Raw genomic sequence first — 23,270 nt, forward strand, 5'->3', positions numbered from 1 at the left:
AATAAAATTCCACTTTGGCTATTTGCGTTTTTGTATTAGATATAAAAATATTATGAATAAAATACTCTTTTAAAAAGAGTATTTTAATCCAACGCCTATAAATCTTCCTTTTCCATAAGTTAATTGTCTAAATTCAGCCATTTCTTCAAGAGCAACTATATAACTTTCATCTGTAATATTTTTAACATAAGTATATACATCAAAATCATCAAACAAATAACCAATTTTTGCATTTGCAATAGTATAAGAGTCTTGTTTTAAACTATTTTGTGCATTAAAATACATATCTCCTTGATTTCTTATATCAACTCTTCCATAAAATCCACTATCACCATAATATGAAACTCCAAAATTTGCTGAATGAGAAGGTGTTCTTTCTATTTTATTGTTTTTATTGTTATTGTCACTTGCATCAATAAAATTTGAGTAAGTTGCTTTCATTATACCAATAGAAGTATCTACTCTCCAATTATTGTTTATATTGTAAGCTAGTTCCAATTCTACTCCTTTAGAATCAGCTTCTCCCGCATTTGAAGTGTACATCATACCAGTTGTTTTATCAGTGCTATAAACATGAATATCTTTTATATCTAAATAAAATAATGATGTTGCAAATAAAAGTTTATCATCTAAAAATGACCCTTTTAATCCTACTTCATAGTTCATTGATGTTTGAGCATCAAATCTATTATCTTCTTCATTTCCAGAAGAAGCATAATTATTATAACCTCCTGGAAGATAACCTTTTGAGGCAGTCACATAAGTTGTTAGTTTATTATCAAATTTTTTTGAAATAGCAACTTTTGGTAAAAAACTATTCCAAGTATGCTCTTCATCAAATTGAAAAATTGGATTAGCTGATACATTTATAGGATTGTAATAATAATCTAAGTTCATCTGTTTTTTTATTTTTTGGTATCTTCCACCTAGAGTTAATTCATAACTTTCCCCAAAAGGGATAATAACTTGTCCAAAAGCTGCATAAGTAGAACTATCTGCTTGTGATACAGAGTTAAATTTCACTCCAACTCCAGCACCAAATGGATCTCCTAATAAATACCCTGGATATTCATTACCATAATTGTCGAAATCAAAACTATCTTTTTCAAAATATATTCCAGTAATGTATCTAAATAGATTATTTTCACCAGCTAGTCTAATTTCTTGAGAAAAATTTTTAGATTTTGCATCTTGGAACATAGACATTCCATCATAACTTGGATTGTTTCCTAAATCAACATCCCAAGTTCCATCTATATCCATATTTTTATTTGCTGTTATTGATGTCAAAGAATTATTATCATCAAAAGAGTATTCCATTTTTAGTGATTGGGCATTTGATTTATTTTTCATATAAGTATCAGTTTCGTAATTTACATCTTTAAAATCTTTTCTTTTAAAATCGTTTATATTTTGTGTTTGATGAACAGCTCCACCTTCAAAACCATATTTATAATCTTTGTCATTAAAAATATTTAAAGCCATAGTAAAATTATCTGTGGCTTTAAAAGTTAAGTTTGCATTTAACTGATGAAACTCTTTTCTTGTAGAATCTTTGTCTTGATTTGGATTATGATTTGTTTGCCAACCATCATCTTTTCCAACTTTTCCATTTATTCCTAAAAAAAGCTTATCAGTAATTACTGCTCCATTTGCATTAAAAGTTGTTTGCATAAAGTTATCTGTACCATATTCTGCTCCAATATGTCCATTTAACTCATTTTTATGTTTTTTTGTGATGATGTTTATAACTCCACCAATACTATCTTTTCCATATAATGCACCTTGAGGTCCTCGTAAAATCTCAACTTGTTGTGCATTTTGTAAAGATGCATCAAAACCATAAACACTACTATGTGGAACTCCATCTATATAAATAACAACTGGATTATTATTTGTAAAAACAGAAGTGTTTATACCTCTAAAATTAACTCTTTCAGAATACATATATGTTGAAGATAGATTTGGTATTTTTTCAATAATATCTGGAACACTTTTTATTGCTTTTTCTTCCATATCGTTTTCACTAACTACACTTATACTTTGAGGTACATCTTGGATATTTTCTTCCATTTTATTTGCACTTACAGTGATTTCTTCCAAAGTAGTTGTTTTTGAATCATTTGCCAAACATATTTGACTGGCAATAAGTGACATAATTGTAAATTTTGATAATGCTTTATACATTTTTACTCCCTAAGTTTTATTTTAAAAATATTATAATCAATACTTAGTATTATTAATGCTGATTTTTTTAATTTATTAGTATTAGTTTTTATTCTAGTAGTATTTTAAAGGATAAATATGTCTTCAAATGAAACAATTTTTCAATTTTGTGATAATCAAGGAATGATGTTTCTTCCAAAAGAGAAAGTTGAATTTTCTATTTTTGATAAAAAAGTGGTTGATGATGTCTATTTTGTAAAAGCAAACCTGACTTTAAAAGATGATATTACAGTTCAATCAAAGTCACAAGTTGATGGAATATTACTTGATTTTAATCTTATTGGAGATGTAAGTTATAAATCAAAAATCCATAACTACGGCTTTTCAACTTCAAATAATAGAACAGATATAGAACTAATAAAAGAAGAAAGTAGCGAATCAAAAGCAAAAAGGGGTGAAATAAATAAAATTTCGTTGATTGTAAAAAAAGATTTTTTAGTTAAAAATTTGCCATTGAATAAAAAAAGTGATTATGTTCTAAATGCTTTAGAAAAAAATAGTTGCCAAGAACTTCTAAAAAGCGAAGCTACAAATTTTTTAACAAATAAGATTTTAAATCAACTTTACCATTTTGATATGTATGAAGGAAATCTAGGAGATATTTTTTTACAATCAAAAGTTTTAGAGCTTTTGTATTGTGAGTTTTTTGAACTTTTTAAAGAAAAAACAATATCTAAAAATAGTATTGTAAAGTTTGATGAAAAAGATATACAAGCTTTATATAAAGCAAAAGAGTTGATTTTATCTTTGCAAGAAGATTTTACAATATCAACTTTATCAAAAAAAGTTGCATTAAATGAGTTTAAATTAAAAACAGGATTTAAAAAATATTTTAACACCAGTCCTGGAAATTTGATGATTGAACAAAAAATGTTAAAAGCTAAACAACTACTTGAAACAGGCGAATATAATATAAATGAAGTTTCTATTATTTTAGGATATAAATATCAACAAAGTTTTACGGCTACATTTAATAAATATTTTAGATTTAATCCAAAAGAACTTTTAAAAATAAAAAAATATTATTAAATATCTCGTAATTATACGAGATATTTATATTTAAAATTCATATTTTAAAGCAACTCTATAATCTCTTCCCATTTCATGTCTATATTCACCCATTCTATCAAGTGTTGTATGTTTTCCATAATCTTTATTTGTTAGGTTATTTATAGTAGCAAAAAGTGTTAAATTTTTTAAGACTTGATATTTTGCATTGATATTATGAGTTGTATAACCACTTCTTATTAAAGGGTCATTTATTCCAGAAACAGCATTTAAAGTATAATCTAGTACCAGATTATTTATAGGTTCAATTCCAATATTCCAAATAAAATTTTCACTATCGTAAGCTCCAACTCTTCTTAAAGTGATTGATTCATCAACTCCTGCCACTAAACCTGAGTCATCATTTATAGTATTTGTTTTGATTTTTGTATATCCTAAACTTGTAGAGAAAATATCATAAGAATAAGATAGTTTTAATTCATAACCTTTAGATTCAAATTCACTAGAACTATTAAAAATATCAACTAAAGTTCTTCCTCCTTCTCCACTTCCACCATTTGTAGCTTTTGCAATTATTAAATCTTTAATTTCAGTTTTAAATAAATTTGCATTAAAAACTAAATAATCATCAGATAATAAAAGACTATTTTTATCATATTTATATCCAACTTCATATCTTTTAGATTTTTCAGCATCAAGTTTTGATGAGTATTTTGTATCTTTTTTGATTTGTGTCATCCAAGTAAAAGGAATAATCCCATTCATTCTACTACTTTGCCCATAATTTGCATATATTAAAGAGTTAGAAGTTATTTCATAATCAAGTCCAATATTTGGGGAAAAAGTATCATCACTAGCTTTTCCAAACCCAGTTTCAAATTCATAATCATCAAATCTTAATCCATAATCAATACCTAAAGACCCAATTGAAGTTCTATTTTGTATAAATAAAGCTTGATTTTGCGATTTTACAGGAGAATATTTTGTAATTGCCTTATCTAAATTATGTGGATCAAAGCTTCCTTTTCCATCTTCTTTTTGAAGTTCTGCACCAACAGAAACTCTGTTTTGAGATTTTGCTATGTCAAAATCAAAGTGATTTTGAATTTTTAACCCAAAAGCATCATTTTTGTACTCTTTATGATTTGTTTCTCTATCAATTTTTACTTCACTAAAATTTAAATTTGTTTCTAAATTTATTAAATTATTTGGATTATAGTTGTGATTTAAAGCATAATTTGTTGTTGTCATTATGATTTTTTCAAGCAGTGTTGGATCAGTAGCCAATCCAACATCGCTTCCAGCTCTTCCCCACTGATAGATTCCACTATTTTCATTTTGGCTAATAGTTGTTCTTAAATCATTATCTTTTACATCTAATAAACTTAATTTAAATAGATAATCTCTATCTTTATACCCAGTTGCTAAAACTTTATTTCCAGCTCCATTTTCATAATTTTTGCTATTTACTCCACCGATAGTTATATAAGTTCCTAAATGTTCATTAAAAACTTGATAGGCTGTTGCATTTCCAAGTTTTTGTTCGGCATTTGTGTTATATCCTACTTTAAAAATGGCTCCATAATTTTTATCACCTTTTACAAAATCTTGTGCATCTTTTGTAGTCATATTTATGCTTCCTCCTAGTGCTCCACCTTTTGAGGCATCAGGAGATGTTTTAATATTTACAACTTTTAGTAAATCTGGATTAACACCAAGTTCATTTCCTCTATGTTGGAACATATTTTTACCTTGTTTTGCTCCATCTAAAGATATATTAAAGTTTGAACTTTCTAAACCTCTTATATAGATTCTTTGTGCATTTTTAGCACCACCACCAGTGTCAGTTGAAGAGTTGTTTTCGAATAAATCAAAAAAAGAATTTGCTTGATTTTGTTCAGTTTTTGCTAAATTTACATCAATAGAATTTGTTTTTATTTCTTTATTCTCTTGTACTTTAATCTCGTTAAGAACAGTTGTTTGTCCAAATAATATGCAAGGTAATATAGCATAAGATAAAGAGATAATTTTTCTAGGTTTATTTGTTTTCATAATTTTCCTTTTATAAGATAAATTAATGCAACTAGGTTGCAAATGTGAATAATATTATTATGCAACTTAGTTGCATCTTAAGAATAAAGAAATAATATTTATTTAAGTTTGAATATTATACTATACCCCCCTATGATATATTATAGATTAAATAGGAGAAAAAATGGCATATTGTTGTGATGTAGAACGAAAGAAACTTCAAAATAGAATAAATAGAATTCACGGTCAAGTTCATTCATTGAAAAATAGATTTAATGATGAAAATTTAAAGTTGGAAGATGATCCTTATGAAATAATTAGACAATTAACTGCAATTAAAGGTGCTGTAAATGGTATGATAAACTCATATATTGAACATTTTGCAAAAGGTCATATGATAGAAAATATTAAAAATGGTAATTCTGCTGATGCAGAAGCACAAATTGATAATTTACTTGAAATTATTAAAGTATATGGAAAATAAAGGATAAAAAATGGCAAGTTGTAAATTTGGTTTAAATGATCATAAACCATTTTTAGGTAAAGAATCTGACCATCATCACCATGATGATGAACATAAACACAATTTAGCAAATACTAATTCAAAACAAAACTTGGAACAAAAGTTTATTTTTAGTGCAAAAAAAAAGCAAGATAGTCATTCTCATACACATACTAATTGTGGGCATGATCATGGAATAGGGGGGCATACACATGACCATAGAGGAACTGATAAAAAAGTTTTAAAGTGGGCCTTAGGAATTACACTTATTACAATGTTTTTAGAGTTTTTTTATGGATTTTTATCAAACTCTTTAGCACTTATTTCAGACGCAATTCATATGTTTACACACTCTTTTGCTTTGATTGTCTCACTTATTGCGATAATTTTAGCAAGTAAAGTTGCACCAATTTCTAAAACATTTGGATATTATAGAGTTGAAGTAATAGCTGCTTTTATAAATGGAATTACTATTATTTTATCAATAATATGGATTGTTTATGAAGCTTATGAGAGATTTATTGAACCTCAAACAATAGATATAAAAACTGCTATGTTAGTTGCAATAATAGGGCTTGTTGTAAATATTGTTACTGGAATTATCTTGATGCAAGGTGATAAGAATAATATCAATCTAAAATCAGCATTTGTGCATATGCTAACAGATGCTTTATCTTCAGTTGCAATTATTATAGGTTATATTGTTATTTATTATACTTCTTGGTATTTTGTAGATGTTCTTTTAGCTTTGTTAGTTTCTATTGTAATTTTAAAATGGGCTATTGATATTTTAAAAGTTTCTGTAAATACACTACTTGAGAGTTCACCAGTTGATATAAAAGAAGTTCAAGAATATATCGAAAAAAATGAAAAGGTACTGGAACTTCATGATATTCATATTTGGGAAATAACTCAAGATATGTATAATATGACAGCTCATGTAAAAATAGATAAAAAAGATTTGGATAACTATGAAGAGATATTGAATAAAATAAATCATAATTTAAAAGAAAAGTTTAAAATAGTTCATACAACTTTTCAGTTTGAATGGTAGCTTTTTTTTGTTAAACTTTGATATAATCGCCCAAAATTTAAATAAAGAGTTAATATGATAGATATAAAATTACTTCAAAAAGATTTTGATTATGTAGTAACATCTTTGAAAAAAAAAGGTGTTGATGATGAACTTTTAAATAGTTTAAAAGCATTGGCACAAAAAACAAAAGATAAAAGACAAGCTATGGAAGAGGTTACAGCTGAACAAAATATTTTATCAAAAGAGTTTGGAAGATATAAAAAAGAAAATCTTGATATTAGTGAACTTCAAGAAAAAATAAATGGCTTAAAAACTACAAAACAAAGCCTTGAAGATGAGGTAAGAATTTTAGAAGAAGAACTAAACTCAATAATTTTAGGAGTACCAAATCTTCCTGATGAAAATGTTCCTTTTGGAGTTGATGAAGATGAAAATGTTATTTTAGAAGTAATTGGAAATAAACCAAATTTCACTTTTGAACCAAAAGAGCATTGGGATCTATCTTGCGATTGGCTAGATTTTCAAAGAGGTGTAAAATTAGCAAAATCAAGATTTACCGCTATTAAAGGTGATGGGGCTAGATTAGAGCGAGCTTTGATAAATTATATGCTGGATTTTAATAGACAAAGAGGTTTTAATGAGTGGTATGTTCCATTTATGGCAAATTCAAATACACTTCAAGGAACAGGGCAACTTCCAAAATTTGCTGATGATTTATTTAAAATTGAAGGCGAAGATTTATACTTAATCCCAACTGCTGAAGTAAGTCTTACAAATTTATATAATGATGAGATTATTGATATTAGTGAATTACCGCTTCTTCTTACTTCATACACTCCTTGTTTTAGAAAAGAAGCAGGAAGTGCAGGGCGAGATACAAGAGGACTTATAAGACAACATCAGTTTGATAAAGTTGAAATGGTTGCGATTACTTCACAAGAACAATCAAATGAGATTTTTGAAAGAATGGTACAGTGTGCAAGTGATTTATTAACTTCTTTAGGACTTTGTCACCAAAAAGTACAACTTTGTAGTGGAGATTTAGGATTTAGTGCAGCAGTTACTATTGATTTAGAAGTTTGGCTTCCTGGACAAAATAAATTTAGAGAAATTTCTTCTATTTCAAATACAAGAGATTTTCAAGCTAGACGTGCAAAAATAAGATACAAAGAAGATAAAAAGAATATTTTAGCTCATACATTAAATGGTTCAAGTTTAGCAGTTGGACGAACATTATTAGCTATTATGGAAAATTACCAAAATGAAGATGGAAGTGTAAACATTCCAGAAGTATTAAAACCATATATGAAATAAACTATTGAGATAAAATCTCAATAGCTAAAAAATATCCAAATAAATCATAAAACTTTAAAACTAAAAATAACTATGTGGGGGAAGGAAGACAGGAGAGCTATCTTCCTTTTATCAGGTTTTAAAAAAATATTAAAACTATACATAAACCTAATATTTAACAGAACGACCTTTGAAAGAGGTTTTACCAAAATTGCTACATTTTTAACTAAGGAGAGATAAGTTATAGATAAAACCTCTTGATCAATGAAATCTTACAACTTCTAAACTTAAACTTTGCTATTTTAATGCTACTTTTCTAAGAAAATTTAAGAATTTGGTAAATCTTATTTTACAAAAACTTTTGTATCATATAACTTCCCATCAACAAAAACTTCAAAATATCCTTTTTTCGGTATATTATTGTGCTTAAAAGTTAATTCTGTTCCAAAAACTTTCTTATTTATATCATTATAAAGTGTTAATTCATCTAGCAATTTACCTTCGATTCCTGCTAGTTTTACTATAACTTTTGTATTCTTATTGTAGTTTCCTATAATAGCAACTTTTGAAATTATTTCACCTTTATTTACATAACTTAGAGTTGTAGTAATTTTATGTTGTACATTTTCACCTTTGCCATTATTTGTAAATAATGCTACAAGAAAAGCTTTTTGAATTTCATTTGATGCAAAAGCATAACTTACAACAAATAATAAAGCAAAGATATACTTTTTCATATTAGAATGATTCGGGTTTACCTATATGGAAACCTTGTGCACAAGTAATCCCAATATTTTTAATTGTTTTAAGGATTTCATCATCAGAAACAAACTCTGCAACTGTTTTAATACCAATTCTTTTAGCAAAGCTAACTATAGTTTCGACTATTAATCTATGTTTATCATCTTCTACTATGTTTTTTATTAAAGAACCATCAATTTTTATATAATCAACATCTAATCTTAGAATATGTTCAAAGTTTGAATAGCCAGTTCCAAAGTCATCTATAGCAATTCTTGCACCTAATTTTTTTATTTTATTAATAAATGTTATTACCTCGTTATAATTTTCAATTCCTTCTGATTCTAAAATCTCAAAAGTAACTTTTGGTGCAGTTTTTGTTTTTTTAATTGTTTTTAATATGAAATCAACTGTTTGTGAATCTTTTATATCATCAATACTAAGGTTGATTGAGAAATTTTCATCTCGATCTTGAAAAGTTTTACAAGCTTCTTCTACAACTTTTTTTGTAATACTTGAATAAAGTCTAATTTTTTTAGAAAATTTTAAAAATTTTAGTGGAGAGATAAGATTTCCTTTTTTATCTATCATCCTAACTAATGATTCATAAGAATATATTTCGCCATTTTCTATATTTAATAAAGGTTGATAGTAACATACTATTCTATTTTCTAAAATTGCATCTTTTATCTCAGCTGCTAATTCTATATTTTCTTTATATTTCTCTTCAATATTGTGGTTTTCGTCATAAATACAAATATGATTATCTGAAGTTTTTGCATTATTTACTGCAATATCGGCTTTTGTTAAAAGATTATCATTGCTCTTTGCAATTCCAACTGAAAAGCCTATTAAAATCTCTTTGTCTTCTATATAAAAAGGTTTTTCATCTAGTAAATTTAATATATTTTGTGCCTCTTTTTTTAAATTTTCTAGTGATTTATCATCAAAAAATAGTACTGCAAATTCATCTCCATCTATTCTATATGTATCGTATTTATAGTCTATAAATCTTTGTGCTACATCTTTTAAAATTTGATCAGCATTTTGTGTACCAAAAAAATCATTTACTTCTTTAAAATCATCGATATTAAAAATAATACAAGAAGTTGGATTTTTTTCCAAAATATCTATAATAATTTTTTGTCTATTTGGCAAAGATGTGAGTTGATCAAAATACATAAGATGATTGTTTTTTTCTTTTAGAATAGTCTCTTCTGTAATATCTCTAGCTGTACCTATAATTCCAACTAGTTCATTGTTTTTATTAAAAAAAGGAGCTTTATCAACTTGAAGATAAGTCATTTTACCTTTTATATTACCATACTCCAAAAACCTAGATGGTTTCATAACTTTGATAGTTTCTTCATCTGTATTTTTACACAATTCCCCAAAAGTGTGCCATTCTTTATTGTCTTTATATTTTTCTCGCTCTCGTTTAGCAAAGAAGATATCGGTATTGCCTAAGACTTCATCCTCTGTTGCCATAAGTAAACCAGTACATATAGCACTATTTGCATATAGATACTTTCCTTCTAAATCTTTTACCCATAGCATATCAGGAGAGTGTTTTGATATTAATTTTAAAAGGGTTTTTGATTTTATGTTATTCATATAGTTTTACCTTGTGTTAAAAAATAAGAATATATTATAACAAATCAAACAAATAGAAAACTTATAAGATTTTCCTATTTTTAAATGAAAGTAATATAGTTAATATTATAATTATTAGTATAAAGTATATAAAATTCGGTATATGTATAGGTTCTCCTGCTGCATAAGAGTGCTTTCCACTTAAAAAATAATTTACTCCAAAATATGTCATAATGATGCTAAAATAACTAATAACAGATAATAGACTTAAAATATAATCATTAATTACATTTTTTATATATTTTAAATGGATAATTATCACATAAATTATAATTGAGATTAAAGTCCATGTCTCTTTTGGATCCCAAGCCCAATATCTTCCCCAAGATTCATTTGCCCAAATTCCTCCTAAAAAGTTACCAATAACTAAAAGTATAATACCAATTAAAATAGAGATTTCATTTATTCTTGAAGCCTCTTTTATACTAAGAAGTATTCTAAAAAATCTTTCATTTTCATTTTTAGGATTTGCAAAAATATATAAAATTAAAGAAAAAAATCCAAGAAGACAACTAAGTGCTAAGAATCCATAACTAGCAGTAATTACACTTACATGAATAGTTAGCCAATATGATTTTAAAACTGGTGCTAAAGTTGTAATTTGTGGTTCTAACCAACTTAAATGAGCAACAAAAAGTGTAATTCCACTTAAAATAGCTGTACAACTAAGTGCTAAATGAGATTGTTTAGAAAAAAATATTCCTGATATTGTAATAGCCCAAGAGATATAAATCATAGATTCATAACCATTTGTCCAAGGGGCATGTCCTGCAATATACCATCTTAAAGCCAATCCAAAAGTATGAAAAATAAAAGCAAGAATTAAAAGATAGAAAGTTAATTTTGTGATTTTTTCTACTTTTAGATTTGGATTTATGATATTTATAAAAACAATAAATAGAAGAATAATTCCTAAAACTAAATAAAAAGGCATTAATCTTTCAAAAATATCAAATTTATTAAAAAGAAGTTCAGCTTTGATTTTGAACTTATTTGGAACAATATTTGAAGCAAGATTATTTTGGTAAGATTTTATTTCATCAAGATAGATATTTGCTTTTTCCCAGTTGTTTTCTAAAAGTGAAAAATAGTAGTTTTTTACTAAAGTATTTATTTCAACTGATTGTGCATTTTCATAAGAGTTTGCTTCAATTATATTTAGCCATTTATTATTTAAATTATTTTTTAGAGGAAAAACTTTGAAAAAATCACCATTAAATAATGAATAAGTGATATTTAGAGCTTCATCTATTTTTATTAATTCTTTATCATAGTTTGTTCTATTTGAACTACTTTTATTGTTACTAATCTCAAGTTCATTAGCTAACTTATAACCACCATATTTATCATAAACATCATCAAAAGAAAAATAAGATTTATCTAAAGAAAGTTCTAAAATCTTTTTTATATTGTAATCTTTTACTTTAAAAATTGGGATTGTTCTCCATATTTCAGGATACATCATCATACTAATAAAAAATTGATTCTCATCTAAGTTTTTAATTAAACTTTTTTTTGTAGTTTTATTTAAAATTTCTATTGCTAGAGAGTTAAGTGGTTTTATCCTTCCTTGATAATCTTGAACTAAAAGTGAAGCTAAGTTTTGGCTATGAGTTTTGTCTATATTATAAATTTTTTCTAAATCTTGAGTAAAACTTTTTTGTGGTAAAGAAATAAACAAACAAACTATTAATAAACTTAAATTTTTTTTCAAATAGTAAGATTTTTTTATATCTTCTAAACTATATTTTTTATTGATAAGTTTTGAAAATCTACTATTTTTTACAAATAAAGTTAATATTAGACCAAAGAAAAGTAAAAAATATCCAATATAAGTTGGGATTTTTCCTGGGTCTTTATTTACTGAAAGAATTGTTGCTGATTCATCCATTTTGTATGAAGATTGAAAAAATCTATATCCTTTATAATCTAAAACATTATTCATAAAAATAGTGTATTCAAAAGAGTTATTTGCAATTGAGTCATATACTTTTATAAAACTTGAATATGTCGAAGGTGAGTTTGAACCAGGATATCTTTCAAGTACAAAATCATTTAATAAAATAGAAAAAGGTAATATTATCTCTTTTGCTCCCCATTGAAGTTCAATTTTCTTATCTTCAATCAATAGTGTTTGAGTAGCTCCTAAAGATGAATTAGCTTTTTTATAAAGTGGAATTTGTGAAGTTTTATTGTCATATTCTAAATCGACAATAACAGCATTGATTTGTTCATCTTTTTCAAACATTTTATCACTATTTATAACTTGAAGCTTACCATTCATTAAGGCATCAAAGATTTTAAATTGAGTTTGACCAACTTTATAAATTTTATTTTTTTCAATCTTTATTTTAGTATTTGCATTTATAGTTGTTTGATTTTCTAAATCATTTGAATATAAAGTAATTTGAAGGTTTGAAGTTAAATAAAATTCATCATTTATAGATTCAAAATTTATTGTTGGTTTAGTTTCATTTTTTATATTGTTATTAAGAGTAAAAGTTAAAAATGAAGAGTCAAATAGTTGTTTGTCTTCTAAAAGAATATTTTTTGCTCCCATTGTTTCAGATAATAAAATATCCATTACGATTTTACCATCACTACTTGGAACTAATTTTTCAATAGCATTATTTATATATTTATTATATTTTATAGTTAAAGTTTTATTATTTATATTAATTTTATACTCAAAATTTGTTTGATTTAAAGAAGTCATCATAACTATTTTCTCAAAATAGTCTTCATCATTAATTTTTATTTGTATATATTCATCTGTTGAATAAACTTTATTCTCCATAGTTCCTTCATCTATTGTCATTACAGCTTCATAGCCCAGATATCTAGTCATTGCTGAACCTATAAAAATAAAAATTATTGAGATATGAATTAAAAAAGTAAAAAATTTATTTTTTTTGTACATTTTGAAAAGAATTATATTAAATGCTATTCCAATTGTTAAAATAAGCATTATAAGTTCAAACCAAGTTTGTCCATAAACAAATGATTTTGCACCAAGAACTCCAAAATCATTCTCTATAAATGTAGCAACAGCACAAGCTAAAGCCATAAATATTAAAAAAATTATCATAACAGGCATAGCAAAAAGATTTTTAAAAAAATTAGTCATTTGTACTCTTTAAATAAATTAAGAGAAGATATTTCTTCTCTTAATTTTTAATATGAAGTTTTATTTTCTATACCTTCTCTACTTTTTGGATTAAAAAGCCCTTTTTCTTCAGCTTCTTTTTTCCACTCTTGAAGTAAACCATTTGTAAATTCTTTTTTCTCTTCAATTAGTTTTTCCATTGGTAAACCAATAAGCTCTTGAGCTTGTTTTTTATCAGTTATAACTGGTGCAACATAATCACTAGCCCCATATTTTGCCAATATTTTAGCTAGTTTTATTCTAGCATTTGCTACTTTATCTAAAGCTGTTCCTAGAGTTTTAAGAGTCTCTTCTGGTGCATGAAAAAATGCTGAATGTGAAGCTGCAGAAAAATCCCATCTCCATTGAGCATGTCTAATATCAGTTAAAATATCTTTCATTTCTTCTTGTGTCGCTCCTAGTTCCCAAGCTTTACCAGCTTCTAAATGAGCTGCAACTAATTGTTCTAAAGCTCTTTGGTTTAAGTCATCTTTTCTGATTTTTTTATCTTGAATATTTGCTAATAAAGATTTCTCACTAACTCTATGACAATTCATACAAGTTTTATCCATATTTTCCAAAGGATTCCCAATTTTATGGTCAGTATATTTTATACCACCTTCTTGAGTATATGGCATATGACAATCTGCACAAGATACATTATTTCTTCCATGAGCTCCTGTTTTCCAAGTTTCATATTCAGGATGTTGAGCTTTTAACATAGGAGTTTTAGAAATTTGATGTACCCAGTCACTAAATTCTATATTATCATAATATTTTTCCATATCTTCAACTGTTGTTCCATCTGCCCAAGGTAATGTTACAGCCATTGCTACTTTACCATTTTCTAAAGGAGTCTTTTTAAAATAGTATTCAACGTGACATTGTGCACAAACTAAAGTTCTCATATCTTGTTGTGTTGCATTTTCAAATGTAGGACTTTTACCTTCTGCTTTTAAAGCATCATTTAGGTAACTTCTCCCAATTTGAAGCTCCATAGTTTTAGGATTGTGACAATCTAAACATCCAACAGGGTTTACTATATCAGCACCATATTTTGCCCATTTACCTGTAAAATATTCCGAATTTCCTTGTTCATCCATTATTCTTGGAACATCTGGAGATTTACATGTCCAACAGGCACTAGGAAGTGGACCACTTTCTTTATCTACTGGTGCAGCAGTTCTTAATGTATTACTTACATCATCAATTGCATAAAAGTGACCTCTTGGAGCATTATAATCCTTTGAAAAAGGATAACCAGCCCATAATACAACCATTTCAGGATGTGCCTTTAGCATATCATCAATATTATCAGAGTTTTTTGTTTGTTTCCATGAATCAGTTTCTCTTGGATAATGTTTTCTAAACTCCTCACTTTTTGTTTCCCATTTCTTTTCAATTTGAGGTACAGCTAAAAGTTGTTCTTTTTCTGCTTTTTTTTCATTTATTGAAGCCAGTAATACCGACATTAAACCTATTGCAATAACAGAAATTGCAAATAAAAACTTATATTTTCTCATAATTTTCTCCTCCTACTTAATTACTTTAAGTGTTCTTTTATTCCCAAATTATATGGAGTTGAAGTTAAACTTCTAACTTTACCATGAGGAACATATTTATGGCAATCCCAACATTTCCTACTATTGTCAAAATTGCTATTGTTGTGATAAAAACTTGCATTTTTTTGTACAGTTTCACTCACACTACTGTGGCATCTAATACAGTTTGCTTGTACACGTTCTGCAGCATTTTCACTTATTCTAATGTTGTTTTTATAAGTATTTAAAGTAAAAGCTACTGAGTGATTCCATCCATCAATTGCTTTTGCTGTGTACTTAGCGATTTCATCTCCAACAGGAAGATGACAATCAACACATTTAGCCACATTTTTATGTGAACTATTATCCCATGTTGTATAGGCTGAATGCATAACATGGCAGTTTATACAGGCTTTGGGATCACTAGAAAGATATGACAACATTGAAGAAGCATACATCGTGTAAATAAATAATCCAGCAGCAATTATAACGCTTAAAATTGCTCCATAGAAAATTATTTTTCTATTTTTTTCCATCGTATATCCTTATCTATTAGATATAAAGAAGTATATAGTTATTAACCTTTTGTTAATCTTAAATAAGTCGTTTTTATCGGTATTACAGGAAATATGGTAAAGTAAAGTTTACTATTTTAATAATAAACTTTAATATTAAAAAGTCTATTTAGAGTTAGCTTAATTAGGCTATAAAATAATTATTTATAAGATATGATTCTTTTTACTTCATTGTTTCTTTCTCTTAATTCATCATATAATAGTTGATAATTTTTCTTGTCTTGAAAAGATATTGGACTTCTTATTGATTTATATTCAACTAATTTGTCATTTCTAAATACTTGAGAAACCTCTGCATAAACCCAATAAAATCCTTCATCTTTTCTAAGATTTTTTACAATACCACTCCATCTTCCTTTTGTGTGTAAATCACTCCACATATTTTTAAAAATGAATTTTGGCATATCTGGATGTCTTACAATATTGTGTGATTTTCCAATAAGTTCATCTGAGTTATATCCTGATATCTTTGCAAATGTTTCATTTGCATAAGTTATAATTCCTTTTAAATCAGTTCTTGATACTATAAGTTCATCTTTTGGAACTATGGTTTCAATTAAAAAATTTCCAGATAAAAATTCCATTTTATTTTCCTGTATTATCAAATTCTTTTGCAAAGCCTATTAAATCTTTCCTTTTTAAATCACCATGATATACTATATCTTCAACTTTAATATCTTTGTCATTTAAAACTTTTGGAACGGCATCAGAGTTTTCTAAAACTTCCAAATGAGAACTTAACTCTTCTTCACTATAACTCATTTGCATATCAGCACTAATTACATTTGGTATTGCTTCAATAACTTTTAATTTTTTTAGCTCCTCTTCAACATTTTTACCTTCAATAGTTACGATAACTCTTCCTATTTCATCATGCATATGATAGTCGCATATTCCAGACTTTTTTAAACTCTCTATTACATTTTCTAAATTTTTTGGCAAAGTTTGCACTACAATACTTGAGATATTCATTTTTATTCCTTTATTTTGAGATTGTAAAAGTTTATATTTTCATCATCACTTGAGATAGCTATATTGTCTTCATCTAAAAATAGAATTTTTGTTAATATAGCTCTATTTTGTGTAAGTAAATATTTATTTTCATTTGTATTTATATCAAATACTAAAGCATTATTATTTTCATCATTTGAAACACAAGCAAGATTTGATGATGGACTTAAAGAACCAGCATAAACTAAAAAATCAAAAGATTTGTAAAAAGGTGCTTTTCCATTTGTAAAGTAAATAGATGCTCTTCTATCTTGACCTGATGCTAAAATCGTATCTTTTTTTATATCTACTTGAAAAACTCTATCTACATTTTGTCCTTTAAAAGTTTTAAGTCTTTTTAAATTTTTTGTATCATACTGGTTTATTACTCCACTTTCATCTGTGACTAAAATTGTTTTTTTATCATCACTTAATACAAAATGAGAAAATGAAGATTGTGAAACTTGAATTTCATTTATAATCTTAGAATTTTTTATATCATATATAAAAATTTGATTTGATAAAAGAGTGTATATTATGTTGTTTTCATCTAAAAATTTTGCTTGGGCAATAAATAGCCTATCTTTCGCATTTATGATATTTTGTAGTTTATTATCTTCATATATAAAAATATTTCGTCCACCATTTTCACCTTGAGATAATATTAAAATTTTATTATTGATTTTATCTACACTAAATATTTTTGCATCTATTATATCACCTAGAAAATCTTTTATTTTAGGTACTTTTATAGAATTTATTTTTTCTTTTTCTTCTAAAGAAAATATATCAACACTACTAGCTGTTGTTGCAACATATAAAACAGTATCTTCTACGATAAAATCTGTAATAGCTCCAGAAGTTTTTAAAGAAAACTCTGGACTTATTTCTTTTGCATTTAAAACTAAACAAAATAGAGTAAAAAATATAATTTTTAACATTAAAGTACCTTTATAGCATTTGTTGGACAAACTTTTATACAAAATCCACAACTTGTGCAGTTATCATTTATAGTTGGTTTAAACATTGCTAAAAAATTTATAGCATCATCTAAACAAGGATCTTTACAAGAAAAACACATTGTTTGATTCCAAGCAAGACAAGATTGTGTATCTATTTGTATTCTAGCATTTATATGTTTTTTTTCTTCCAAGTTTAAGACATCATTTTTACAGGCTTCTGCACACAAATCACAATAAGTACATCCAGAGTTTGTAAAATCTATTTTAGGTGTTAAATCTTCTTGAATAACAATAATATTTTCTTCGCAAACTGTACTACAAGGTTTCTCAATACATTTTGTACAGTTTGTAAAAAAAAGATTTTCATCTTTAAAATATGGTGGACGAATTATGCTTTCTTGCTTTTGCCTAAAAGGTTTAGCAAGAGAGCTGAAAAGCTCTCTTCTTTTCATCTATTTAACACCTTCAGTTATTACATCTAAAAGGTTTGATTTATCATTTAAATCACTACTTCTAAAATCAGGAGTAAAATTGTTTTTTGGAATATTTGCACTATCTGATTGTGGAGCATGACAAGCTGAACAATTAAATCTAGCATTTGCTAACATATCAAGTGGTTTTTTAATAGTTTTTAAATCACTACTATTACCTACAACTTTTCCATCTCTTTCTAACTGTCCATCTTTATTTAAAGCAACATATTCTCTAAAATTTGTAAAGTGAGATTTTGGAATAGGAGTTGCTCCCATACTTTCAGCTACCAATGGATCGTGACAAGATGTACACATATTATTATCTATTGTAATTGGAAGTAATCCTTCTGTATCATGTGGAATCATTGGTGGAGCATTTTCAAAAGCTCTTTTAAATTTTGTACTTGTTCCAGCTGGATCTGTACCATATTTTGTTTCATCCCCTGTAACTTTATCCTCTTTTAATAAACTTTCATGTCTTAATCCTAAAGAATCATCTTTGATACTATTTGCAGCATTCATAGATACTACCAAAATAGATGAGAAAGTAAGAATACTTAAAGTTAATTTTGATAAATTCATTTTTTATCCTTTATATAATTTCGTAATTCAAAATTAAGTGCATCATCATCACACACTTCAACACATCTACCACAATTTGTACACTCTTGAAGAATTGGTTCACTCGATTTTGTAATCATATGTAAAACCTGATTTTCAGGGCAAACAACTTTACACTTCATACAAGCAGTACAATTATTGTGGTTATGATGGACTCTTATTAGACTAAATCTTCCAATTAATGAATAAAATCCACCAAGTGGGCAAATATGTCCACACCAACCATTTTTCAAAACAAACAAATCAAATAAAAATATTACAAGAATTGTTGCAAAACCAAAGCCTAAACCAAAAATCAAACCTCTATGTACCATTGATACAGGTGATATTAGTTCAAAAGCTGCAACTCCCATAAAATAAGATATTATAAAACTTATTCCTATCACCCAATATCTAATATTTCTTGAAGCTGGTTGTTTTTTTTCTATTTGGTTTAAGTTTAATTTTCTTCGCAAAAAATTTGCACTATCAGTTATAATATTGACTGGGCAAACCCAAGAACAAAATGCTCTTCCTCCAATAAAAAGATAAAAAACAGATACTATTATCGCACCTAATAAAATATCAAACGATATAACTGCACCTGCAAAGAACATCTGTAAAACTGCAAAAGGATCACTTAATGGAATAGTTTGTAAAACTAATGAAGAACTTAAATTACCCATTAAAAAATTTATTCCATATACATTTGCTAAAATGTAAAGAAGCATAATAGATATTTGTGTAACTCTTCTTGCTATTAAAAATCTATACTTTTTCATTCTAATAAATCCTTCATACCACTATTTAAAGAGTCTATTGCATTTTTTTGATTTATTGTTCTTTCATTCGTATCACTAGATGCATTTTTTACTCTTTTTTCATCACTTTCATCCCAACCTTTGATATAGTGATCTCCTACTTTTCCCAAGGCAATTTCTCTTGGTAAAACCAAAATTGCTGGTTTTTCAGTAATACAAGCTTTTTCACAAAGTCCACAACCTGTACAAATATCACTATTTACAACTGGTTTTAAAAAGGCATGTTTTCCTGTTCTATCATTTTTTTCATAAACGATATTTATAGCTTCACCTAAAAGTGGACAGGCTCTATAACAAGCATCACATTGTATTCCCCAAAAAGCTACACAAGATTTCTCATCTACAATAGCAACTCCCATTTGCATTTGTCTGATTTCAAACTCATTTTTACTATTTTTTACAAGTTTTTCATCAAGTGCGTCTGTTGGACAAATAGGAACACAAGGAATATCAACGCACATATAACAAGGTATTTCTCTTGGAACAAAATATGGAGTTCCTAAAGGCATATTATCACCTGGTTTTGCCAATTTTAAAGTGTCAAAAGGACAGGCTTCAACACATAAACCACACTTAATACAGGTTGCTAAAAAATCATTTTCGGCTAAGGCTGCTGGTGGTCTTAAAATTAGTGAAGTTGCTTTCACTTCACTTAAATAGGCACTCCAAGTTAAACCCCCAAGAATAGCTAGTCCAATGGCTCTAGCACTAGAAAGAATAAATTTTCTTCTATCTTCTTTGGGTTTATTTAAGATATCCATAATTTACCTTTATGCTTTGTAAACTTTAACTGCACATTTTTTAAAGTCTGTTTGCCCTGATTGTGGACAAGTTGCATCTAAACAAACTTTATTGATAAATACTTTTTCATCAAACCAAGGAACATATACTAAACCTCTTGAAGGTCTATTTCTTCCTCTTGTTTCAACTCTTGCTTTTACTTTTCCTCTTCGGCTTTCAACCCAAGCTAGTTCACCTTGTTTTACACCATATTTTGTTGCATCTTCAGGGTGCATATAGCAAAGTGCTTCTGGAACAGCACGATATAGTTCAGGAACTCTCATAGTCATAGTTCCACTATGCCAATGTTCTAATACTCTTCCTGTGCTAAGCCAAACTGGATATTCATTATCTGGCATTTCAGGTGGATCCATATAAGGACGAGCGAAAATTTTTGCTTTATTTTTTAAAGATTTTTTAGTTTCATCTTTTACACCTAATAAATCACCTTGAGCTAACTCTTTTGCCAAAGTTCCATAGAATGCAAAATCACTATTTGGATTTGCTTTTTTTGCATAAGGGTCATATTTTGTATTAAATCTCCAAGATGTCTCTTTTCCATCAACAACTGGCCATTTAAGTCCTCTTACCTTGTGATATGTGTCAAAATCTGCTAAATCGTGAGCATGACCTCTTCCAAAGTCTGCATACTCTTCAAATAGATATTTTTGAATGAAGAATCCATATCCTTCCCAAGGTTTCCCATCGCTTCCTAATACTTTTCTATTATCTCCAAATGCTTCAGTATTATCAAATCCAGCTTGAATAGGGTCATTTTTGTCTGCTTTATATGATTTTGCTCTTTCATTTGCAAATAAAATCTCATACATAGTTGTATTTTCATCATACCCCATAGCACGAGCAGCTTCAATCATATCTGGAAGTTTAACTTCCCCTTTTGAACTTAATAGTGTTTTTTCACCCCATAAATCTTTAACTGTAAATCTTTTTGAAAGTTCAACCCATTGCCAAGTATCACTCATCGCATCACCAACAGGGACTACTTGTTGTCTCCAAAGTTGTGTTCTTCTTTCAGCATTTCCGTATCCACCCCATTTTTCATAAATCATAGCTGATGGTAGAATTAAGTCAGAAACTTTTGCTGAAATACCAGGATAACCATCACTTGTAACTATAAAATTATCCATTTCACGTGCTGCTTTTATCCAGTGAGTTGCACTTGCTGTATCTTGATATGGATTACAAACATTTACCCAAGCAAATTTTATATTTCCATCTTCAATATCTCTATGAATTTTCATGATATGTTGATGACCTTTTGGATTTAAAGTTCCTTTAGGTAAATTCCAAGCTTTTTCAGTTATCTCTCTATGTTTTGGATTTTCAACCATCATATCTGCTGGAAGTCTATGAGTAAATGTTCCAACTTCTCTTGCTGTTCCACAAGCACTTGGTTGTCCTGTAAGTGAGAACGCTCCACTTCCTGGTTTAGCTTGTTTATTTAATAAAAAGTGAACATTATAGGCTAAAGTATTTACCCAAGTCCCACGTGTATGTTGGTTCATACCCATAGTCCAGAAACTTACAACTTTTCTATCTTGTTCAATATACCAATTTGCTAATTGTTGAAGTTTATTTTTAAACTCTTCAATATCTTCATCAGGATTTCCTTTAGAAATTTTTGCAACATAATCTAGTGTGTAAGGTTCAAGAAATTTTTTATACTCTTCAAAAGATATTTCCCAGTGAGCAAGACCTGTATTTTTATTTGTCATTTTATCACCAGCTTTATATCCATAAGGAGCAAGTGCTGGAGCTTCAGTTTCAGAAACTGTTTTTTCCATCTCTTTGCTTATTATTTCCATTTCAGCTTTTGAGTATTTACCATCTTTGATTGATTTTTCATCACTTCTTCTCATACCATAACCAATGTTTACTGGACTTGCCGCAAAAACAATATGTTCTTTAACAAAATCCCAATCAATAGATTCAGGATGATTATAAACAATCTCTCTAGCTATATAATTCCATAAAGCCAAATCTGTATTTGGAGTAAATATGATTTCTAAATCAGCAATATCAGATGTTCTATGTCTATATGTAGATATATTTACAACTTTTACTTTATCTGGATTACTTAATTTTCTATCAGTAACTCTTGACCATAAAATAGGGTGCATTTCTGCCATATTTGAACCCCAACAAACAACAGTATCAGTTAGTTCAATATCATCATAACAACCACTTGGTTCATCTATTCCAAATGTTTGGTAAAAACCAACAACAGCAGATGCCATACAGTGTCTTGCATTTGGATCAATTGCATTTGATCTAAATCCAGCCTTCATCATTTTAAGTGCAGCATATCCTTCCATAATTGTGTGCTGACCACTTGCAAAGATACCAATTCCCTCTGGACCTTTTTCTTTTAATGCAACTCTTATATGTTTTTCCATCTCATCAAATGCTCTTTGCCAAGAAACAGGAGCAAAATCACCTTTTTTATCAAAGTCACCTTTTTTATTTACTCTTAATAAAGGAGTCTTTAATCTATCAGCACCATACATAATTTTTGCATTAAAATATCCTTTAATACAGTTAAGCCCTCTATTAACAGGAGCTGCTGGATCTCCTTTTACTGCAACAATCTTTCCTTCTTTTGTTGCAAGCATAATTCCACAGCCTGTTCCACAGAACCTACAAGCTGCTTTATCCCAACGCCAACCACTTTCAGCAGTGTTTGCTTGTGCTTGTACATTTGATGGTATATTCATACCAATCGCTGCTGCTGCACTTGCTGCTGCTGAACTTTTTAGAAAATCTCTTCTTGAAAGCGACATCTTTTCTCCTTTTTTTGAAATAAATTAATAACAAAGTAATCTTAACTGAAAGCATAAAGTTTATTCTTGACGGATGTCAAACTTTTTAAGTA

Annotated in this window: 19 protein-coding genes; 4 read left to right on the forward strand and 15 right to left on the reverse strand. The window is 27.8% G+C overall.

The window, feature by feature from the left end:
- Positions 1-69: 69 nt before the first annotated feature.
- Positions 70-2,187, reverse strand: coding sequence for a TonB-dependent receptor (locus CRU91_RS05950; RefSeq protein ID WP_113894304.1), 2,118 nt, complete (start codon positions 2,185-2,187; stop codon positions 70-72).
- A 117-nt stretch (positions 2,188-2,304) separates the two neighbouring features.
- Here CRU91_RS05950 and CRU91_RS05955 point away from each other — a divergent pair, with 117 nt between their 5' ends.
- On the forward strand, positions 2,305-3,255 hold the full coding sequence (locus CRU91_RS05955) for a helix-turn-helix transcriptional regulator (RefSeq protein ID WP_113894305.1): 951 nt from the start codon (positions 2,305-2,307) through the stop codon (positions 3,253-3,255).
- Between the two features lie 30 nt (positions 3,256-3,285).
- Here the strand turns inward: CRU91_RS05955 and CRU91_RS05960 are convergent, their stop codons facing one another.
- Positions 3,286-5,286 carry a TonB-dependent receptor domain-containing protein gene (locus CRU91_RS05960; RefSeq protein WP_113894306.1) on the reverse strand — a complete coding sequence of 667 codons (2,001 nt, stop codon included), beginning with the start codon at positions 5,284-5,286 and terminating at the stop codon, positions 3,286-3,288.
- Positions 5,287-5,449: 163 nt separating this feature from the next.
- On the opposite strand from CRU91_RS05960, the gene CRU91_RS05965 reads away from it, so the two are divergent.
- The 3 genes from CRU91_RS05965 to serS are packed head-to-tail and all read left to right on the forward strand — an operon-like array spanning position 5,450 to position 8,117.
- Positions 5,450-5,749, forward strand: coding sequence for a metal/formaldehyde-sensitive transcriptional repressor (locus CRU91_RS05965; protein ID WP_113894307.1), 300 nt, complete (start codon positions 5,450-5,452; stop codon positions 5,747-5,749).
- Positions 5,750-5,759: 10 nt separating this feature from the next.
- Positions 5,760-6,821, forward strand: a complete 1,062-nt coding sequence (locus tag CRU91_RS05970; protein ID WP_113894308.1) for a cation diffusion facilitator family transporter — start codon at positions 5,760-5,762, stop codon at positions 6,819-6,821.
- A 54-nt stretch (positions 6,822-6,875) separates the two neighbouring features.
- Positions 6,876-8,117 carry a serine--tRNA ligase gene (gene serS, locus CRU91_RS05975; RefSeq protein ID WP_113894309.1) on the forward strand — a complete coding sequence of 414 codons (1,242 nt, stop codon included), beginning with the start codon at positions 6,876-6,878 and terminating at the stop codon, positions 8,115-8,117.
- Between the two features lie 323 nt (positions 8,118-8,440).
- On the opposite strand, the gene CRU91_RS05980 is transcribed toward serS, so the two are convergent.
- From CRU91_RS05980 to napA, 13 genes are all read right to left on the reverse strand, one after another.
- Positions 8,441-8,833 (reverse strand): hypothetical protein, encoded by a 393-nt coding sequence (locus tag CRU91_RS05980; RefSeq protein WP_113894310.1) that lies wholly within the window; start codon positions 8,831-8,833, stop codon positions 8,441-8,443.
- A 1-nt stretch (position 8,834) separates the two neighbouring features.
- Positions 8,835-10,451: a sensor domain-containing protein gene (locus tag CRU91_RS05985; RefSeq protein ID WP_113894311.1), complete on the reverse strand. Its 1,617-nt coding sequence runs from the start codon at positions 10,449-10,451 to the stop codon at positions 8,835-8,837.
- 61 nt (positions 10,452-10,512) lie between these two features.
- Positions 10,513-13,617 carry a cytochrome c biogenesis protein CcsA gene (gene ccsA, locus CRU91_RS05990; protein WP_113894312.1) on the reverse strand — a complete coding sequence of 1,035 codons (3,105 nt, stop codon included), beginning with the start codon at positions 13,615-13,617 and terminating at the stop codon, positions 10,513-10,515.
- Between the two features lie 47 nt (positions 13,618-13,664).
- Complete coding sequence (nrfA, locus tag CRU91_RS05995) at positions 13,665-15,158, reverse strand: ammonia-forming cytochrome c nitrite reductase (protein ID WP_113894313.1); 1,494 nt, start codon at positions 15,156-15,158, stop codon at positions 13,665-13,667.
- A 20-nt stretch (positions 15,159-15,178) separates the two neighbouring features.
- Complete coding sequence (nrfH, locus tag CRU91_RS06000) at positions 15,179-15,712, reverse strand: cytochrome c nitrite reductase small subunit (RefSeq protein WP_113894314.1); 534 nt, start codon at positions 15,710-15,712, stop codon at positions 15,179-15,181.
- A gap of 179 nt (positions 15,713-15,891) precedes the next feature.
- A complete protein-coding gene (locus CRU91_RS06005) occupies positions 15,892-16,335 on the reverse strand; it encodes a PAS domain-containing protein (protein WP_113894315.1) in 444 nt (147 codons plus the stop codon).
- Position 16,336: 1 nt separating this feature from the next.
- On the reverse strand, positions 16,337-16,723 hold the full coding sequence (locus CRU91_RS06010; RefSeq protein WP_113894316.1) for a chaperone NapD: 387 nt from the start codon (positions 16,721-16,723) through the stop codon (positions 16,337-16,339).
- A gap of 2 nt (positions 16,724-16,725) precedes the next feature.
- Entirely contained in the window at positions 16,726-17,682 is a 957-nt protein-coding gene (locus CRU91_RS06015; RefSeq protein ID WP_113894317.1) for a WD40 repeat domain-containing protein, read from the reverse strand.
- Positions 17,682-18,155, reverse strand: a complete 474-nt coding sequence (locus tag CRU91_RS06020) for a ferredoxin-type protein NapF (protein WP_113894318.1) — start codon at positions 18,153-18,155, stop codon at positions 17,682-17,684. The genes CRU91_RS06015 and CRU91_RS06020 overlap by 1 nt, the downstream gene beginning before the upstream one ends.
- Complete coding sequence (locus CRU91_RS06025) at positions 18,156-18,758, reverse strand: nitrate reductase cytochrome c-type subunit (RefSeq protein ID WP_113894319.1); 603 nt, start codon at positions 18,756-18,758, stop codon at positions 18,156-18,158.
- The gene (napH, locus tag CRU91_RS06030; RefSeq protein WP_113894320.1) at positions 18,755-19,558 is read right to left on the reverse strand and encodes a quinol dehydrogenase ferredoxin subunit NapH; all 804 of its coding nucleotides are present in this window, start codon (positions 19,556-19,558) and stop codon (positions 18,755-18,757) included. The genes CRU91_RS06025 and napH overlap by 4 nt, the downstream gene beginning before the upstream one ends.
- Complete coding sequence (napG, locus tag CRU91_RS06035; RefSeq protein ID WP_113894321.1) at positions 19,555-20,358, reverse strand: ferredoxin-type protein NapG; 804 nt, start codon at positions 20,356-20,358, stop codon at positions 19,555-19,557. Before napG ends, napH begins: the two co-directional genes overlap by 4 nt.
- A 9-nt stretch (positions 20,359-20,367) precedes the next feature.
- Complete coding sequence (gene napA, locus CRU91_RS06040; protein ID WP_113894322.1) at positions 20,368-23,178, reverse strand: nitrate reductase catalytic subunit NapA; 2,811 nt, start codon at positions 23,176-23,178, stop codon at positions 20,368-20,370.
- Between the last annotated feature and the right edge of the window lie 92 nt (positions 23,179-23,270).

The organism is Aliarcobacter vitoriensis (assembly GCF_003316695.1).
Lineage (GTDB): Bacteria > Campylobacterota > Campylobacteria > Campylobacterales > Arcobacteraceae > Aliarcobacter > Aliarcobacter vitoriensis.

What these genes read in the sequence shown, in the direction of transcription:
- CRU91_RS05985 (WP_113894311.1), bottom strand. Translation starts at nt 10,451, where the DNA reads ATGAATAACATAAAATCAAAAACCCTTTTAAAATTAATATCAAAACAC.
- CRU91_RS06020 (WP_113894318.1), bottom strand. Translation starts at nt 18,155, where the DNA reads ATGAAAAGAAGAGAGCTTTTCAGCTCTCTTGCTAAACCTTTTAGGCAA.
- CRU91_RS05955 (WP_113894305.1), top strand. Translation starts at nt 2,305, where the DNA reads ATGTCTTCAAATGAAACAATTTTTCAATTTTGTGATAATCAAGGAATG.
- nrfH (WP_113894314.1), bottom strand. Translation starts at nt 15,712, where the DNA reads ATGGAAAAAAATAGAAAAATAATTTTCTATGGAGCAATTTTAAGCGTT.
- CRU91_RS05980 (WP_113894310.1), bottom strand. Translation starts at nt 8,833, where the DNA reads ATGAAAAAGTATATCTTTGCTTTATTATTTGTTGTAAGTTATGCTTTT.
- nrfA (WP_113894313.1), bottom strand. Translation starts at nt 15,158, where the DNA reads ATGAGAAAATATAAGTTTTTATTTGCAATTTCTGTTATTGCAATAGGT.
- napH (WP_113894320.1), bottom strand. Translation starts at nt 19,558, where the DNA reads ATGAAAAAGTATAGATTTTTAATAGCAAGAAGAGTTACACAAATATCT.
- CRU91_RS05960 (WP_113894306.1), bottom strand. Translation starts at nt 5,286, where the DNA reads ATGAAAACAAATAAACCTAGAAAAATTATCTCTTTATCTTATGCTATA.
- CRU91_RS06015 (WP_113894317.1), bottom strand. Translation starts at nt 17,682, where the DNA reads ATGTTAAAAATTATATTTTTTACTCTATTTTGTTTAGTTTTAAATGCA.
- CRU91_RS05970 (WP_113894308.1), top strand. Translation starts at nt 5,760, where the DNA reads ATGGCAAGTTGTAAATTTGGTTTAAATGATCATAAACCATTTTTAGGT.
- CRU91_RS05965 (WP_113894307.1), top strand. Translation starts at nt 5,450, where the DNA reads ATGGCATATTGTTGTGATGTAGAACGAAAGAAACTTCAAAATAGAATA.
- CRU91_RS05950 (WP_113894304.1), bottom strand. Translation starts at nt 2,187, where the DNA reads ATGTATAAAGCATTATCAAAATTTACAATTATGTCACTTATTGCCAGT.
- CRU91_RS06010 (WP_113894316.1), bottom strand. Translation starts at nt 16,723, where the DNA reads ATGAATATCTCAAGTATTGTAGTGCAAACTTTGCCAAAAAATTTAGAA.
- napG (WP_113894321.1), bottom strand. Translation starts at nt 20,358, where the DNA reads ATGGATATCTTAAATAAACCCAAAGAAGATAGAAGAAAATTTATTCTT.
- CRU91_RS06005 (WP_113894315.1), bottom strand. Translation starts at nt 16,335, where the DNA reads ATGGAATTTTTATCTGGAAATTTTTTAATTGAAACCATAGTTCCAAAA.
- ccsA (WP_113894312.1), bottom strand. Translation starts at nt 13,617, where the DNA reads ATGACTAATTTTTTTAAAAATCTTTTTGCTATGCCTGTTATGATAATT.
- serS (WP_113894309.1), top strand. Translation starts at nt 6,876, where the DNA reads ATGATAGATATAAAATTACTTCAAAAAGATTTTGATTATGTAGTAACA.
- CRU91_RS06025 (WP_113894319.1), bottom strand. Translation starts at nt 18,758, where the DNA reads ATGAATTTATCAAAATTAACTTTAAGTATTCTTACTTTCTCATCTATT.
- napA (WP_113894322.1), bottom strand. Translation starts at nt 23,178, where the DNA reads ATGTCGCTTTCAAGAAGAGATTTTCTAAAAAGTTCAGCAGCAGCAAGT.